General features: G+C 50.0%; 17 protein-coding genes. 7 read left to right on the top strand and 10 right to left on the bottom strand.

What is annotated here, in order from left to right:
• Nucleotides 1-81: 81 nt before the first annotated feature.
• Both OSH04_RS00515 and OSH04_RS00510 read left to right on the top strand, forming a co-directional pair.
• Nucleotides 82-2,379, top strand: a complete 2,298-nt coding sequence (locus OSH04_RS00515) for a DEAD/DEAH box helicase (protein WP_266107733.1) — start codon at nucleotides 82-84, stop codon at nucleotides 2,377-2,379.
• A 166-nt stretch (nucleotides 2,380-2,545) separates the two neighbouring features.
• A complete protein-coding gene (locus OSH04_RS00510; RefSeq protein WP_266107732.1) occupies nucleotides 2,546-2,941 on the top strand; it encodes a hypothetical protein in 396 nt (131 codons plus the stop codon).
• Between the two features lie 247 nt (nucleotides 2,942-3,188).
• Here OSH04_RS00510 and OSH04_RS00505 read toward each other — a convergent pair whose 3' ends face one another.
• Both OSH04_RS00505 and OSH04_RS00500 read right to left on the bottom strand, forming a co-directional pair.
• Nucleotides 3,189-4,259: a UvrD-helicase domain-containing protein gene (locus OSH04_RS00505; RefSeq protein WP_266107731.1), complete on the bottom strand. Its 1,071-nt coding sequence runs from the start codon at nucleotides 4,257-4,259 to the stop codon at nucleotides 3,189-3,191.
• Nucleotides 4,252-5,853 (bottom strand): ATP-dependent nuclease, encoded by a 1,602-nt coding sequence (locus tag OSH04_RS00500; protein WP_266107730.1) that lies wholly within the window; start codon nucleotides 5,851-5,853, stop codon nucleotides 4,252-4,254. Before OSH04_RS00500 ends, OSH04_RS00505 begins: the two co-directional genes overlap by 8 nt.
• Nucleotides 5,854-6,275: 422 nt before the next feature.
• Here OSH04_RS00500 and OSH04_RS00495 point away from each other — a divergent pair, with 422 nt between their 5' ends.
• The 3 genes from OSH04_RS00495 to OSH04_RS00485 are packed head-to-tail and all read left to right on the top strand — an operon-like array spanning nucleotide 6,276 to nucleotide 9,708.
• Nucleotides 6,276-7,367: an ABC-three component system protein gene (locus tag OSH04_RS00495; protein WP_266107729.1), complete on the top strand. Its 1,092-nt coding sequence runs from the start codon at nucleotides 6,276-6,278 to the stop codon at nucleotides 7,365-7,367.
• The gene (locus OSH04_RS00490; RefSeq protein WP_266107728.1) at nucleotides 7,364-7,873 is read left to right on the top strand and encodes an ABC-three component system middle component 2; all 510 of its coding nucleotides are present in this window, start codon (nucleotides 7,364-7,366) and stop codon (nucleotides 7,871-7,873) included. Before OSH04_RS00495 ends, OSH04_RS00490 begins: the two co-directional genes overlap by 4 nt.
• Nucleotides 7,870-9,708: an AAA family ATPase gene (locus OSH04_RS00485; RefSeq protein ID WP_266107727.1), complete on the top strand. Its 1,839-nt coding sequence runs from the start codon at nucleotides 7,870-7,872 to the stop codon at nucleotides 9,706-9,708. The genes OSH04_RS00490 and OSH04_RS00485 overlap by 4 nt, the downstream gene beginning before the upstream one ends.
• A 461-nt stretch (nucleotides 9,709-10,169) precedes the next feature.
• Here OSH04_RS00485 and OSH04_RS00480 read toward each other — a convergent pair whose 3' ends face one another.
• The 8 genes from OSH04_RS00480 to OSH04_RS00445 all read right to left on the bottom strand — a co-directional run bounded on the left by OSH04_RS00480 (nucleotide 10,170) and on the right by OSH04_RS00445 (nucleotide 15,215).
• Nucleotides 10,170-10,490, bottom strand: coding sequence for an H-NS histone family protein (locus OSH04_RS00480; RefSeq protein ID WP_266107726.1), 321 nt, complete (start codon nucleotides 10,488-10,490; stop codon nucleotides 10,170-10,172).
• A gap of 103 nt (nucleotides 10,491-10,593) precedes the next feature.
• Nucleotides 10,594-11,487, bottom strand: a complete 894-nt coding sequence (locus OSH04_RS00475) for a hypothetical protein (RefSeq protein WP_266107725.1) — start codon at nucleotides 11,485-11,487, stop codon at nucleotides 10,594-10,596.
• Nucleotides 11,488-11,498: 11 nt separating this feature from the next.
• Nucleotides 11,499-12,098 (bottom strand): hypothetical protein, encoded by a 600-nt coding sequence (locus tag OSH04_RS00470; RefSeq protein WP_149721195.1) that lies wholly within the window; start codon nucleotides 12,096-12,098, stop codon nucleotides 11,499-11,501.
• Between the two features lie 12 nt (nucleotides 12,099-12,110).
• Nucleotides 12,111-12,869 (bottom strand): DsbC family protein, encoded by a 759-nt coding sequence (locus tag OSH04_RS00465; protein ID WP_266107724.1) that lies wholly within the window; start codon nucleotides 12,867-12,869, stop codon nucleotides 12,111-12,113.
• 21 nt (nucleotides 12,870-12,890) lie between these two features.
• Entirely contained in the window at nucleotides 12,891-13,379 is a 489-nt protein-coding gene (locus tag OSH04_RS00460; RefSeq protein WP_222668007.1) for a PH domain-containing protein, read from the bottom strand.
• A gap of 92 nt (nucleotides 13,380-13,471) precedes the next feature.
• Nucleotides 13,472-14,278: a SprT-like domain-containing protein gene (locus OSH04_RS00455; RefSeq protein WP_266107723.1), complete on the bottom strand. Its 807-nt coding sequence runs from the start codon at nucleotides 14,276-14,278 to the stop codon at nucleotides 13,472-13,474.
• Nucleotides 14,279-14,415: 137 nt separating this feature from the next.
• Nucleotides 14,416-14,706 carry a DUF1330 domain-containing protein gene (locus tag OSH04_RS00450; RefSeq protein ID WP_266107722.1) on the bottom strand — a complete coding sequence of 97 codons (291 nt, stop codon included), beginning with the start codon at nucleotides 14,704-14,706 and terminating at the stop codon, nucleotides 14,416-14,418.
• 86 nt (nucleotides 14,707-14,792) lie between these two features.
• Nucleotides 14,793-15,215 carry a hypothetical protein gene (locus OSH04_RS00445; RefSeq protein WP_266107721.1) on the bottom strand — a complete coding sequence of 141 codons (423 nt, stop codon included), beginning with the start codon at nucleotides 15,213-15,215 and terminating at the stop codon, nucleotides 14,793-14,795.
• Between the two features lie 110 nt (nucleotides 15,216-15,325).
• Here OSH04_RS00445 and OSH04_RS00440 point away from each other — a divergent pair, with 110 nt between their 5' ends.
• Nucleotides 15,326-15,778 (top strand): antitoxin PaaA2 family protein, encoded by a 453-nt coding sequence (locus OSH04_RS00440; protein WP_266107720.1) that lies wholly within the window; start codon nucleotides 15,326-15,328, stop codon nucleotides 15,776-15,778.
• Complete coding sequence (locus OSH04_RS00435; RefSeq protein WP_266107719.1) at nucleotides 15,775-16,083, top strand: type II toxin-antitoxin system RelE/ParE family toxin; 309 nt, start codon at nucleotides 15,775-15,777, stop codon at nucleotides 16,081-16,083. Before OSH04_RS00440 ends, OSH04_RS00435 begins: the two co-directional genes overlap by 4 nt.
• Nucleotides 16,084-16,218 lie beyond the last annotated feature (135 nt).

Raw genomic sequence — 16,218 nt, 5'->3', positions numbered from 1 at the left:
TCCAGCCTTTCCTAATTTTTTTCCAACCCATGCGGGGAGCAGCCTCGCTGGCTCCCCGTATTCCTTTTGTGGAGAGCCAGTATGGGCGCTATACATCCTCAGCTAGATACCCCAGAGCAAGATGCCGATGATCGGCATATGCCTCTGGCCACTTTTATTGATCAGTTTGGTGAGGGCTTGTTAGAGCAGGTCCGACGCCAGAACCCGCCTATTTACGATCCGGACCTGGACACTCAAACTCCCGTTTGGCGTACGCGGCAACACGTTCTGGACAATCTGACCCGTCAGCCATTTGAAGCCCAGGCCCATGCTGTACACGCCGTTGTGAAGCTATTGTTAGATCACAATGAACCGGCAGCGGTACTCAATGCGGATATGGGCACGGGCAAAACCATGATGGCCATATGTGTTGCGGCTTTAATGCAGAGTACGCATCCACGTACCCTGATCGTTTCGCCGCCTCACCTGGTCTATAAGTGGCGACGTGAGATCCTGGCCACCGTCCCTGGTGCTAAGGTTTGGATTCTGAATGGGCCAGATACGCTACGCAAACTGTTGGCGCTACGAAATGCCCTCGGTTTGAAAACCAGCAAGCCAGAGTTCTTTGTGCTTGGGCGTGTGCGTATGCGCATGGGGTTTCACTGGAAACCGGCATTTTTGACTCGCCAGGTATTGCAAGATGGTCAACGGTTTAGGTTTGCTTGCTGCCCTGATTGCATGGAACCCATCGAACGTGAGAATGCGGATGGTGAAATGATGCCGCTCTCGGCTGAGGCGGCCTCACTCATGCTTGCAGACAGACGTTGTAAATGCGGCCACTGCGATAGCACCTTGTGGACGTTGATTCGTGCAGGTAAGCGTATCGACTCCATGCACGATCTAGTATTGGGTGCCTTGAAGCAAATGCCGACGATCGGAGATAAAACCGCTCGCAAGTTGCTCTCGATCTTTGGGGAGGATCTGCTTGGGGGAATGCTCGACGATAACGTCTATGAGTTTCTCAACCTCATGGATGAGTCTGGCGAGCTTGTTTTCTCCGATCGGCAGGCCATGCGTATGGAGCGATCCCTCGCGTCCTTTGAGTTCAGTATAGGGGAGGGGGGCTATCAAGCCACTGAGTTCATCAAACGCTACTTGCCTCGTGGGTATTTCGGTCTTTTGGTTGTAGATGAAGGCCATGAATACAAAAATGAGGGCTCAGCCCAAGGCCAGGCCATGGGCGTGCTGGCCAGCCAATGCCAAAAAACACTGCTGCTCACTGGGACACTGATGGGGGGCTATGCCGATGACTTGTTTCATCTTTTGTGGAGAATAAATCCGACACAGATGATTCAAGATGGCTTCAAACCTGCTCGTAATGGGTCAATGGGAAGCGCAGCTATGGCGTTCATGCGTGAGCATGGCGTGCTCAAAGACGTGTACAAGGAAAGCACTGGCCCATCGCATCGCACCGCTAAAGGTAAGCAGATGACGGTACGGACCAGTAAAGCTCCTGGCTTTGGTCCGGTTGGCATTATGCGGTATGTAGTGCCGATCACCGTTTTCCTGAAGTTGCGCGACATTGGCCAGAACGTCTTGCCTGACTATGACGAGCACTTCATTAACGTACCAATGAGCCAGGCGCAGGATGAGGCCTATCAGCGCATGGCAAAGCACCTGGTGTACGAGCTCAAGAAGGCGTTGGCCCAAAAGGACAATAGCTTGCTTGGGGTTGTGATGAATACGCTACTGGCTTGGCCAGAGTGCTGCTTTCGCCCAGAAACCGTCCGGCACCCTCGAAGTAAGGCAGTCTTGTTTTCGCAAGGGCCTGTTTTTCAGGAGGCTGAACTTACCCCCAAAGAGCAACAGCTCTTGGATCTGTGCAAACAGGAGAAGGCCCAAGGAAGAAAGGTGTTGGTGTACTCGATTTACTCGGGTACACGTGACACCACCGCTCGGCTCAAAAGCCACCTTGAGATGAACGGCTTCAAAGTTGCTGTGTTGCGTGCTTCTGTTGACGCAGCTCGACGCGAGGACTGGGTTGCTGACCAGGTGGAGCGGGGTATTGACGTCCTTGTCACCAATCCTGAGCTGGTCAAGACTGGCCTGGATCTGCTGGAGTTTCCTACGATTGCGTTCATGCAGTCTGGTTTTAACGTCTATACGTTAATGCAGGCGGCCAGGCGATCTTGGCGGATTGGCCAGCAGCATCCAGTCAAGGTCGTGTTCTTGGGCTACTCAGGTTCCAGCCAGGTGGAGTGTTTAAGGCTGATGGCCAAGAAGATCGCTGTTACGCAGTCAACGTCAGGGGATATGCCTGATTGTGGTTTGGATGTTCTGAATGATGCTGGTGACAGCATTGAGGTCCAGTTGGCCAAGCAGTTGTTGGCTAACGCTTAACCTTGCTATACCTCCTACTTTGCCCCTCTACATGAGGGGCATTTTTTTGGTCGACAGATGATACTTATCCTTAGAGGGGACATTGGCTATAGTGGATAGCGGTGGGAAAGCGTTTTGTTCGACCAATCAATTGTTTGTCGGTTTATTGAAAAGTGGAGAGGTTTGAATGTCGTTTAACAAAGAGGCGGACCAGGTGCAGGAACTCGTGAAGGCTCTGGCCGAGATCCAGAAGCCATTGAGAATTTTTGCCATACTTAAACTCACTGATGAGTTTTACACAAAGGAAGAGAGAGAAAAGCTCTTAGCTAAATACGAATCTTTGATAGAAGCTGATCAGGCTGCATGCGAAGTTTTACAAGCCGCTAAACCACAGGATGGTCTTGGATACGAAGAGCGAGTGGCTAAGTATGGTGAGCAGAAGGCGAAAGACCTATTCGAGCCGGTTGCAGATGCATTGAACTCACGAAAGGAAACAATGCGGCGGGTTGGAGAATTTGAATCTGAACACCCTCTAATTACTCAGCTTTTCGGAGTGCGTGGTGGATTCAGAAGTTATTCTTGATCGGAATTTGTCTATGCATGTGCCAACTCCTTTGCCTGAAGGGGCTGATTGCGAGCTTGTGTTATAGACTGGGCGTATCGAAAATACTGGATTTTTCTGAAGGCGTGTTCCCATCTGGAAGCTATTACATATTATGCATGCGAAGTCGAGTTTGTCGCTTACACCCATCCTGTTACAGGAATTTGTTCGCATTCATAACGGCTCGTATTAGAAAAACTAGAGGCATCTAGAGAGCAACTAGGGAATGCTAAGGTATCCAGTATTGTAGAGTAGAGTTGCCGGGGTCTTCTAAAACGATTCCTACGCTTTGCGAGGCACGGGTGACTGCGACATAGAAGCTCGCAGCCGCTCGTGGCTCTAAGTTTATGCCTCTGCGTATGAAATTTTCAATGGAAGCAGTTGGGATAATGAGTACACGTTGGTACGTTGCACCTTTTGCAACATTGAAGTTTAAAAAATCAAGGTTGAATCGCCTACCAGATGAGGCAGTGCTTCGTAGGCTTTGCGGGGAAAATCGTTCTATGTAAGCAGGAACATGGGAGGGATGAACTAAAAAAACGCCATCATGGTCTGTTCTTTCCGTATTCTCTGAGCGAGTTGGCGGAAACCCCCAGTCGGCATTGAATATAGAGTCGGAGAAGGAGGCGATTTCTTGCCGACAGCGCCAAGTAGTAGTGCGCTCAGTGAGGGAAAGGCGACCTTGTTCTTGACGTGATCTAAACCAATGTATCGCCTCGGCATAGGCGTAGCCGCGATTTCTTTGGCCTCTTGGGTTGGTGGACAATACGGACTGCCGGATATCGCCAACCATGGACACCCTAATTGAAGTGTCTAAGAGTGCGTCGAGAATATCCCAGTCATAGCCTGCAAGGTCTTGGATCTCATCGATTAGGATTTCATCATATATTGCTGTTAGGCGCTGGATTAAGGCACCTTGAGTGTCCACAATTAGCTCTGTAGCTAGACGCGCCAGTTCACAGGCATATACATGATTGTTTGAGTCAAGAAAACGTCTTAGTCCCGAGGCATAGTGGTCTGGCCTTCCGTCAAAGTTAAAGCCCAAAATACGCCTGGAGGGGAACTTAAAGGGCAAAAAGGGTTTGCAAAAGTGGCGTAGCAGCAGCGTATACCATCCCGCTACTTCAATACCAAGATGGTTGCCAGCGTGCAGGGCTAATCTATGCTTCAGCTCACTTTGGTTTTTCTGAGTAAAGGTAACGATTAGTGCCCGTCGGGTTGTTGGCAGTTCAGCACAGTAATCCACGATGCCTTGCGTTTTTCGTGACCCTGCTACTGCTAATGTTACAGAGTTATCCATGGATGAAATCCGCTGCATCTCGCATGTAGTCAGGGGGTGTTAGAGAGGTGGGTGAGCTAGCAATTTGGAGTGCAGCCTCTGTTTTTTCGCGAGTCAACCAGGTATAAAGATCAGCAGCAGCCGTGATGGTTAAAATGTCTCGCAATGATTGCTCACCGTTAGCGTAGATAAGTTGTGGCTCAAGAGTTCGGCCGTGAGCTACTTCGCCGATGAATACCTCACGCACATTCGGTGACAACCAGGCAGCGACTCGTTCACGTAACTCGTGTGGCTCCACTCCATCGTTATCCCGCATTGCCGCTACAGGTTTATTAAGGGCACTACAGAACTCGAGGCAGCGCTTTAGTGAAAGGCCTCGCATGCTAATAACGTCGACGCCTACCTCCATGGGGAGACTGCTGAATCGGTCTTTGAAGAATCGTTCAAATACGATTTCATCTGATGGGCCCTCAACTAGGACTACTTTTTTGGCTAACGCCATACGCAATGTATCGTAGCCCGGCAGACGTTGGAAATATGAAACGGTAGACGGCTCAAGCTCTGTGATTCTCGAGGCGTGTCCATCAGAGAGCAGGACGATAGAATCTAAACCTAAACGGTTTAGTACATATGTACTATGCGTGGTGATAAAAACCTGCTGTTCATCATTGGTCAGTCGATCAATACGTGCAAGAAGGGTGGTTAGACTCGTGTGCGAGAGGTGGTTCTCTGGCTCTTCAATCATAACGAAAGTGGCATGGCCTGCCGTACGATTCAAAGCGAGGGAAATTTTAATAGCAGCTTGTTGGCCTTGCCCAGACATGGAGAAGGGGATGGCATTGACGTGTGGTGTCACCGCGCCTTCCCATGCACTACGAGCACTTTGATCCATTGCGAGCGAGAGCGGTTGGTCGTGAAGGGTAGCGTGAGTTGCGCGGATTCGTTCGTTGATTGCCCCGAGGGCTGTGTGGGACATCGAGGCTTTAATTTCACGATATGCGAGTGAAACAGAGGCTTTCTCTGCTGCATCCAGGTGATCACCTAAAATTTGTTTCAGATGATAGTCGACACCACTAGACGAGCGTACTGTCCGTGAGTCGATGACAGCTGTGGCTAGAAGTTTGGGGCGGTTAATGATGCGCTCATCTGCGAATGAGCGCCAGTCAACTTGATAATACTCAACGGGCAAAAGTTGGGATGGGTTAGCGATCCAATGCTCTAGTTCTGTAATGTAATCTGGGTTTGGAACGATATGAATCGATATGCCGGGACAAGCACGCGTAGGAAGTTCGGAGTTGTGTGCGCCGCATAGCTGTTGAAGTGACGCCACATCATCTAGAAATAGTTCGATATGTATTTCGGGCAATGGTAATCGACCGCCATTTTGGATACCAACTAAGAACTCATCTACCATGGCAGTATTAAACCAATATGGGTTTAGTTCTTCAGCCGCACTGCGCCCACCCAACCGACCAGTCAATGCCAATGTAATAGCCTCCATCAGAGTCGACTTACCGGCTTCATTTGCTCCAACAATTACATTGAGTTTTGGATTGGGTTCGAGTATAAAGTCTCGATATTTTCGATAGCCTTGAATTCTGATTTTTTTGATCAATGGTTGCCCCTTTGCTCTTGCAATCCCTGTCTATAAAAGAAGTATTAGGGAGTTTTTATACAGTTCTAAGTTGGATAATAACTAAATCCCTACACTTCTGCCTTGCATGCGTACACAAACTATAGGGCGAGCGGAGGGCTTCTAGATAGTCTTAATCAATCTAAATTAGATGGCACAATCTCAGCCTCAGTATCCAATTTGCTAACGTGCTGGAAATGGCGGAGCAGACAGATGAGTGAGATATGCTTACAATCGTCCGATACAGTAGCGTAAATGGTTGTTCTCTAGTTAGAGATCGTCAAATAAAAATAGCAATATCTGACTCGAGGCAGCTATTTTTAAAAACGTTTTAAAAGTGGTTTAGCTTGGTTTTTGACACTAAAACTCAAGTCTATTAGAGCTTACATCTGCAAAATTCCCCAATGATAAAAAAGGTTCCCTCGCCCGTCCCAGTCACGCAGCCCGCAAAATCGTCGCCAGGACTAGCAGTTGATTTCGTGGCGTCGGGGCCGCCAGTACATCCTGAGGACCGCATTAAGCTGTTCAGCGATAAACAATGGGAGTTATTTATCCAAGAGTGGGTGGACTCGCTGCGTGATCAATATGATTTTGTCGAACGCTGTGGTGGGGCTGGTGACATGGGCCGTGACATTATCGCGACAGTGAAGGGTGGGAATGGCGCATGGGACAACTACCAGTGCAAGCATTATGGCCACGCATTGGCACCGAGTGATATCTGGGTCGAGCTGGGTAAACTCGCGTTCTATACGAAGCGTGGAGATTACGAGTGTCCTCGCCGTTACTATTTTGTAGCCCCAAGGGGGGTAGGTACGAAGCTATCGAACCTCCTGAGGAAGCCAAAGGAGCTTAGGAAAGAGCTACTGAAACAGTGGGATACTTACTGCTTGAAAGGTATCACGACCACAGAGCAGGTCATATGCGATGCTGAGATGAAGACTCACATCGATAGCCTCGATTTTTCGATTTTCCAAGCGATGCCGGTTCTTCGTATTATCGAAGCACACGCTAAGACGTGCTGGTATGTGGCGCGGTTTGGGGGAGGGCTTCCCCAGCGCCCGGATCCAGTGGCTCCACCTGACTTACCTGCTGACAATGAGGCCGTATTCGTAGGAGAACTTCGGCACGCCTACGCACAACATCTCAAACAGGACTTGAAGGATCTCGACGCAGAGCTCGTGGCTCACGAAAGTCTCCGTGAGCACTTTCAGGATGCCCGTGTTGAGTTCTACAGTGCTGAAGGGTTACGTACTTTTTCTCGCGATACGCTGCCGCCAGGAGAGTTCGAGAAGTTACAAGATGAGGTTTACTCGGGCATCAAGGACGATGTGCGTAGCGAACACGACGATGGTTATCGTCGTGTTCTAGCAGTGGTGAAGACTGCCCGAGCTTTACAGCTGACGAGCAACTCACTCACCACACGTATTCACATCCGCGATCGTGGTGGCATTTGCCACCAGCTAGCTAATGACAGAAAGTTTCGGTGGGTCAAGTGACAACTAATATTCTTACCCATTTTGTTTCTCCGTTTAACGGACCAGTTGAGATCGGTCTACGCGCATTGTGTGTGTTGACTGCCGCTTTCCCGGCTGAATATGCACTTCAAAGGCTGGTCATTTTCGATTATTTCCTCGTGCACTCCGACGATATTGACGGTGGTCCCGAGGGGATGCATCCAAGAACCCCTCATCGTGGCGGTGAAATCCTAGTTCGGCGCGGCGTAATCCAAGATGGCCTCAAGCTCTACGAGAGCCGTGGTCTTATCGAGCGAGTTTATAAAAACGGCGGTATCTTTTTCGTGGCGACCGACAAGTCTGCTGATTTTCTCAACACACTTAGCACTGAATACTTAACTGGTCTGCGCGAGCGCGCAGACTGGGTCGTTGAGAGCTTCCAATCTCTCGACGATACGGATCTCGACATGGTAGTTCGTGAGCGCATCGGTACGTGGGGCGCCGAGTTCTCGATGGAGTCCGTTCTTTGGACTGAGGAGGTATCATGAAATTTGGCTTCATCCTTCGGCGTATCTCTCTTATTGGGCCGGGGAAGGCACCCGCTGAGGTTACATTTGGGCGTGGCCTGAACGTAATCGCTGGGCCTTCAGATTCTGGCAAGAGCTTCATCGCGCAGTGTTTGGACTACGCGCTTGGTGCTGGTACCCCACCTAAGGAGATTCCTCAAGCGGATGGGTACAGCACCGTTGTTATCGACATTGAGGCTAACAGCGATGGACGGGTCTATTCTCTAGAGAGGGGCCTGCGTGGGGGGGAAGTGCTCTGCAAGACCGATGGGCAGCCAGATCGTGTGCTTGCAGTGAAACATCAGGCTGGTAAAGAGGATACCGTTTCACAGTTCCTCCTCAATCTGTCGGGTTTAGGTGCAAAGAAGATCCGCACTAACGAACAAGGCAAAACGCGCCCATTAAGTTTTCGCGACCTTGCTCGACTCGTTATTATCGACGAAGAGGCAATCATTAAGGAGGGCTCGCCAGTCCTCAGTGGGCAGTTCACGTCGAAAACAGTTGAGAGCGGTGTGTTCCGGCTCTTACTCACGGGTACCGATGACTCATCCATCGTTGCGGCTGAAGATCCTAAAATTGTGAAGGGGCGGCAAACTGGCAGAGTCGAGCTGCTCGAGTCTTTGTTGACGGCGACTCGAAAGCGATTGGTCGAGCTTGGTGAGGCAACCACACTAACTGAGGAGCATAGCCGACTGAGCCGCATCGAGTCTTCGATTCTGATTGCTCTCGATGAACGAAACCTTGCGCAGGCAAGTGTAGTACCACTTCAGGCGAAACGTAGTGCTGCGTGGATGGAATTGAAGGGAGTCGAGTCTAAACTCATAGTTCAGTCAGAGTTGCAGACGCGGTTCGATTTGTTGGGGCAGCAATACGAGTCCGATCTGCGACGGTTGGAAACGATTGCTGAGGCTGGTACTCGGCTTGATCAGCTCAGAGAGGAGCGGTGCCCCATGTGTGGTGCACTCGCGGAACATCAGCATCACGAGCACCCGAAGGCGAGTCCCGTACTTTCAGACGTCTCCCAGGCATGTAGGGCAGAGGCGGCTAAGACTTCAAAGCTGTTGCATGAACTTCAAAGGACGAGTGCTGCTAATGTTGCCAATATCGAGCAGTTGCAAACAGATCGAACCACTGGCCAGATGGAGTTCAACGCGATATCGTCGGAACTGAAAGGTTTGATGGAGAGTCGTGTCGACGTTGCTGCCAAGAAGGTAGATGAGCTTCGCACTCAAGCGGAGGTGTCACGTAAGGTGATCGAGCTCCTTGAACGAATTCAGGAGCTCGAAGAACTGTTAGAAGATGCCAATAAACCGCAAAGGAAACGGAAGATGGATACCGGCGGGACTGTGGTGAGTACAGCGCAGGCCGATCCGTTCTGTAGAGAGGTTGAGATGCTCTTGAAGGCATGGCGCTTCCCAAGCATTGACCGTGTTTCTTTCAGTGAGAACGACCAGGATATTGTGATTTCTGGTCGCGCCCGCAAGAGCCATGGAAAGGGCGTACGGGCCATTACAAGGGCTGCATTTAACCTCGCGCTCCTTCGCTTCTGTATTGAGGAAGAGCGCCCGTTTCCGAACTTTGTTTTTATCGACTCTCCGCTGCTCGTTTATGAGGAGCCCGACGCCGACGAGTCGGCGTTCCCGCGTGATATAAAAAAGCACTTTTGGGAAAGTGTAAAGACGTCCTTTATCGACGCGCAAGTCATTGTCATTGAGAATGGCCACCAGCTCCCAAGCGACGGAACGCTCGACGGGGTGAAGATCGAGTTGTTCACAGGTAACGAACAAGGACGTAAAGGTTTTATTCCTACAGAGTGAGTTTTGGTCTGCCGCGCCCCTTTTCGTTTATCTAGTATCGGCAAGTGTAATGCTGAACACGGCTGTGTGATACATCTTCTGCTCCGAATCCAAAACCAGACTCGTTACCATAAGCAGTTGTCGTCATCGGCTGCTTTAGTGGGAACATCAGCCTTTGTTGTTGGGGAGAACGTTTTTGTTTTAGATGCCGGGCCAACAGTCGTTTGATGGCTTGGCTACCTTAAAGTATCTGGGACCCAGACTCGTGAAAACATTCAAATTTGGAGTCCCTACAGCTACGATAATAATCCGAGTAAAACGTTAGTTCCTGATATTGAATTTGGTATAGGTCTATTATTGAGAGGTCTCAGTGAATTTGCATCCAGTCTGCTACGTACATCGAAAAGGGGGCTTCCGGCCACAGATGTAGCGAACTACTGGTGCCGTTGAATATCTCGCCACTCTTAAGGAAAGGAGTAGGTTCAATCATTGCTAACAGTAAAGTCTTCACGGGAACGACCTTCCGATTCGATCTGCTTAATCCACGTGGGCATGCGTCCTCTACCAGTCCAGGTGTGTCCATCTGGATGCTGATATCTGACTTTTGATTCCGTTTTGGTTCGTGAAGGCTTGTGATAAAACGCCTGGGCAATATCTTCAGGTGTTAGGTCGTGCTCTTTCATTGAACGAAGAATATCGCTAATTACTTTAGATCTTGTTTTTTGTTTTAATTTATCGGCATCACGTTTCAAACGAGAAATTTCTTTTTTGATTTCGGTGATGGAGTTAAGTTCTTTTCTCATGCGTTCCTCTTGATTGTCTCTCAGCCGGCTAAACGGAGAGGTGGCCTTTCTAATGCGGATATTGGCCAGGCATCAACGGCCTGACCAACCTTAGTTTATTGAGTTAGAACAACGACATCACAACAATGAATGACATTCCGATCATGATGGTTTTCTGTACGCCATTTACAAGCTCGACCTTTTCGATTGAGCCCGTTGAGTAGTTACGAAAAAGCGCCGTAATAAACGACATCAAGATAAGGATAACAAACGCAGTGGATGTCGCAAAAATGATCGCTCTTAAATTGCCCATGCTGACGCCAGATCCAGATGCAAATCCTTGCTCCAGGCTTTCGGTTAAAGGCAGGCAGCCTTCACCTTCACGGATGCACGGATCGACGGGTGGCCTGTAGGAGCCACCTTGATCAGGGTTGGGTCGAATGAGGTCATCAACTGGATCGCCGTTATTGCCCGTAGGCGGGCCATTACGTATTCGGTCAGCCATTTTGCAGATGGTCGTCCCATTGATATCTGCAAAACCGTTACAACTGCCTGAGTTGATCATTTTCTGGCAATTTCCGATCCCGAGCTGCACGCACGCCAGCACCATATCACCATCGACTTCTCGGCCATCGAAGGTTCCCAGCCCAGCAAGAGTCTTGGGTGCCCGTGCTTGCATAGCTTCAGTGGTGAGCTTGGACCAGGCATCAACTTGACTTTGCAGATCCCAGGTTTTGAAGTCCTCCGGCGATGTTTCTGCATATTTTCGGATGTTTTTCTTATTCATCTGCAGGATTCCAGTGCAGCAGGACCCATTGTAGACATCAAGCTGGCCGCTGGACTCAAACATGGCCAAGCGGCCAACGGCATCTGCATTTGCCTTAAGCCATGGGCTCGCATTTGGCGAGTTGCGAATAGCATCAGCCACTTGTGTTGCAGTGACAAGTGCGGCTGCAATTGCCACTGCCGAGACCGCATTTACAAGCCAGGCTGGTAACAACTGCTTGAAGATCCTCATTGATGCCCCCGTTATTGGATACGCAGAGTTCGATCGCAGGCAGCCACATGTTTACCGTACTGAATAGTGCGGAAGTACGCAGTCATAGTGTTGGCATCAAAGGCGATCTGAGACTGATTGATTTCACCTGGTTTTTCTGCTGGCTCGGGGTATAGGTGGCAGTATTCGGGGAAGTCTTGTGACGCGGATTGGGTGGTATTCATCTGAGTCACTCGCATAGGGCAAATCGAGTACATATCCTCGATGCCACGGCCATTGGCCGGTGGGATGCAGCCGTTGGAGAAGCCTGAGTCAAAAATCGAAAAAACAAATTGCTCATTTCCTGCTGAAAAGGCTTTCAGTAAGATAAAAGATGGGCTTTTGGTGTTCGGTTTAATGCCGGGTCCTGTGGATTCTATTTCCTTGTCCCAAATTGAGCGGGCCAGGCTGATTTCCGCACGTGAAGCGTGGGGCATTTCCATGTTTCCAGTATTGAACCCAACTAGTGTCATAGGGGACCATTTGAGATTGGCTGGAAAAGATACTGGTTTTCCTGCTGATTGCGCATTTGCAATACCAGCAAAGGATAGCGATACAAAAAAAGATAAGCCCGCTAGTTTTAAAAACTTCATTTTGTATATCCCTTAATGTGTAGTTATTCCAGAAGCATCTAATTCTGCAATAAATTGCTCGGGAGGTGTTGCGCCAACTAACCGCTTTCCGTTGCCCAATATAACTGTAGGTGTGTTAGCAATATTGTTTGCTTCTCCAAACTTTAAAATCTCCACCAGACCAGAAATGTCACAGTCCTCACGGCCATCAATATTTCGACCATTCATGACCATGTTCCAAGCGGTGTTTCGGTCTGGTGAACACCAGGCTTTGCGGGCGATGGGGGCTGATTGCGGGTCAATAACGGGAAAGACAAATCGATAGACCGTTACGTTTTCCAGTTGATCGACGAATTTTGTGAACACGCGGCAGATGGGGCAGAGCGGATCCTCAAACACGGCCATCTTGCGTTGTCCGTTGCCATGGACTTGCACAATGGCTTGACTCAGCGGTAGTGATTCCCATGGGATTGTGTTGAGCTTTTCAAGGGCTGGTGCGGTCACATCGCGGCGGTCTTTCATGTCCATGAGGGCGCCGCCGACAAATGCGTACCGCCCGGTCGAGTCGCTGTAGAAAATCTCGTTGCCACTGGTGACCTGGTAGATGCCGGCAATAGGCGTGGTTGAGATGCTATCGATGGGGACAGAACCTTGAGTGTGTTCCTCAATAGCTGCTTGCACGTCAGACGGTACGCCTTGAGCCCAGGACGCTGTGGCCAGTCCCAGGCTAAGGCTTGCACTGGCTGCCAGGCGAATCAGCAAAGAAGAATGGGAATAGGTTGAGGTAAGCATTGTTCGGAAGAGTCCTGGTTGTCAGTAATCAAAGGCGCGAACGCCTCGGGCGACACGGCATTGTTCGACCGCGTCACGAATAAGTTGGGAGACGTGCTGAGGGCTAGCGATCGCGCTGATGTGCACGGTCGGCGTCGAGGCGTCAGTGGTTTGCAAAACGACACGGCCACGGCCGAACAGGGCTTGAAAGAGGGTGCCGGAAACGGCGATGTCTTTTACCCGGTATAACTCCAGGGTTTCGACACGTTTGACGAGGATCCCGCTGTACTCCAGTAGGCGTTGGTTCGTCAGTTCATAGCGATGATTGGCAACCTTAAGGTATCGGTAGATCGCCCACAGGACAGGAATGACTGTCCAGCAGAACAGGATAGCGACAATGAACCAGCCCGCATTGATGAGCTGGCCTTCTGTGCCTACCCAGATAAGTTCTGTCTCTCGCGTGGATGCAGGAGGCGCAATGTGGCTGGCAGCTGCCTGTGATAGTGGAGTAGGAGTGTCGAATGGGTCCATGTGGCCACTGTAGGGCCGCATGAAGTGTGTGTCTGTTCAAACCCTTGGGCACATAACCAAGGGTTTCGACTTGACAAGCCTTTAAATCAATTCTAGGCCGATTCGCTGTTGGTGCTTAGTCGAGCTGCGTCCGGCGATGTGAATGGGCTTTCACAGGATCCGCAGATAATCTTCAACTTTGGTTTACCCCAAACGCTTGTGCCGCATGGGCAGACGTACTTCCATCGGTTTGAATTGCCGGTGGGTTTTACCGGCAGGCTCTCGTCGCCCTGGGCGGCGTTGCTTGTGGAGGTGGCACAGGATGCCAAAGCTTGAGTGAGTGCTGGAAGTGCAATGTATGGAGGAGCTCCACCTCCTACTGAGATGTCCAAGCGCTCAGCGGCGCTACGAGGTGCGTCGGCATGTGAGAAGCGATCGTACCAGGTCAGACAGAATGACTGGGTGAGCAGATCGGCGCACGCTTTCACAAATTTGCCATCCTCAATCGCATAATCAGCCATGAGTTGGCCAGTGCGAGCGCCACCAGGTTGGCCAGTCGAAGAGGGCATCAGTCCAATCGCTTCCATCTTCGAGGCCCACTCTTCATTGTGATACCTGCCACGCCCAGGCTTGCCGAAATGGAATTGCCAGAGATGGCACATTTCATGTACCAAAGTTTGCATGGTTTCGATCAAGGGCACGACGGCAAAGTAGGCCGGGTTCATCGCTATTTCGTCTGTATAGGTGCCTTGAGCGTCTACAAATCGCTGGCTTGAGAAATAGCCCATTGAGCGTTTCTCACGCTGCAAGGTAATCAGGCAGTTAGGCAGCTTGCCGTCGAACAGGGCGTCATTGAAATGATCGTAGGCCTGCTGCAGCTCGGTATAAGTTTGATGAGTCGGTACTTTTCTGATGCTCATGGCGGCTTTAAAAGAAAGATTTGTATTGCACAATACACTAATCTTACTTTGCTTGGCTGTGGCTTCGTTGTGGCGCTAGAGCTTCACAACGAAATCAGTGAGAGGCTGTGCGCTTTGTTGGGAGCAAGCAGTTGGATTTATGCAGTTTCCACAATGAACATTTGGGCTTGTTGAGCCTCTCTTCGTTCAGCTTTAATCGGTGCATATTTCTCAGAGTTGTAAAAATCCAATGCCTGGGCCAGTGTTGGAAACTCAAATACGCCTGCTAATGGGTATTGGGGGGCCTCGCCTTCTAAAACTTGCGCAACGGGTCCAAAGTGCAGAATTCGCCCTCCCGCCTCTTGGAGAGCCAGCTGGAAGCGGGGCGCGAGCGCAGCCTGCTTAGAAGGATCTATCACTCGAAGATTTATATGCACGTATGCAGGCATAACCTGATCAGCTCCTTTTATTTGTGATTAACAAGTCTTAGATACTCTGAATCCACAACTGCACTGTGGAGGGGGGAATAAATTTATTAATTTGAATACAGGTTTTTTTTCTCTACGAGAGTGGAGATCATAGGGGCATACGCAGGCCTTACCTGGACGGTCACATGAGTGTACCCAGCATCCAGCAGGGCGTAGAGTCGGTGGCGACCATCCATTATTCTTGTGCGGCCTTTGTCGAAGTACAACCTAGGCATATAGATTGCTTCTTTATTTGAGATGGAGGCGACAGCCTGTTTATATTTCAAAGGGTTATAGGATTCACCTGGTCTTCGGTCTACCTGACTTGCGCACCAGCTGCTGTCCCCAGCTAGTGCATGAGTAAGAAGACTCATGTCGATGGTGAGTGCCAGGAACGATTCATGTTCCGGAATGGGATGATAGCTTTCGTATTCACGACGGGGAGGAGGAGGCGAAGGAATGAAATCTTCCAAGGAAAAAGTTCGACTCATACACGGATTCCTTAAGGTCCTTTGGGGATGGTAAGAGAGGTGTGCATGATTTCTATCAAATATGCGCAGAATTGGTGTAAAATGGTTTCTCCTTGATAGGAGGGCATGCTATGCGTTTTATCACACTTGAACAGCTACGAGCCACCGCAGATGCGGGAGGAGTGACTGGCGTAACACTCAAAGGTCAAGGTGGTGGTTTCTTCGTTGAGATTGCCACTCGAAGCGGCCAGGACGCTGTCTTGACCAAAGCAAGAAGTAAGGAGCCACGCCGTTTTGGCAATCCGACATCTGCGTTGGTGATGCTGCGTGATTTAGGGCTCGCTAAAGCCGAGCTAGATGTGACGAACTGGGACCCTTCGCAAAAGGATATGACGCGTAGCCGACAAAGTCGGTCGGCGGCGTTACGTGATGCACACGAAGCGGCCGCTTATAACAGTTGGCTTGCTGCTGAAATTGCCGACTCTTTGGAAGATGAGCGACCAAGCGTGCCACATGAGGAAGTGATGGCCAGGATGGGATCCCGCATTCAACAGATTAAAACGGCAACAGTGCGTGATAAATGATTCAAGCTGCGCGTTTCTACCAAATAGTTTGGAGGCCAAAGGCTGAGGAAGATCTGGTTAAGATCATTGACTACATCGCTTTGGATAGCCCAGTACGTGCGGAGACCTTTGGTCATGAGCTGCGAGACAAAATACACCCTTTGTCTAAGCATCCAGAGATGGGTAGGGTAGGACGACCAGGCCTTCCTGCATATGTGCGGGAGCTGGCTATCCATCGAAACTATATTGTGTTCTATCGAGTGCGAGAGTCGGAGGCAACTGTAGAAATTCTACGTCTGAAGCACGTAGCACAGCGGATGCCGTAGGGTTTTGAGCAAATAGGCAGAAATTGTCTTTGTAAGGCTTTGTACGTTCAAACTGACAGGGTAGGTCAGACCTTTAAAAAAGGTGCTGATACACTATAGAAATTGAAGTGTCCCCAACTGTTTTCGTGATCTGGT

The organism is Alcaligenes nematophilus (genome assembly GCF_026344155.1).
Taxonomy (GTDB): Bacteria; Pseudomonadota; Gammaproteobacteria; order Burkholderiales; family Burkholderiaceae_B; genus Alcaligenes; species Alcaligenes phenolicus.
This window is presented reverse-complemented; position numbering and strand designations above follow the sequence as displayed.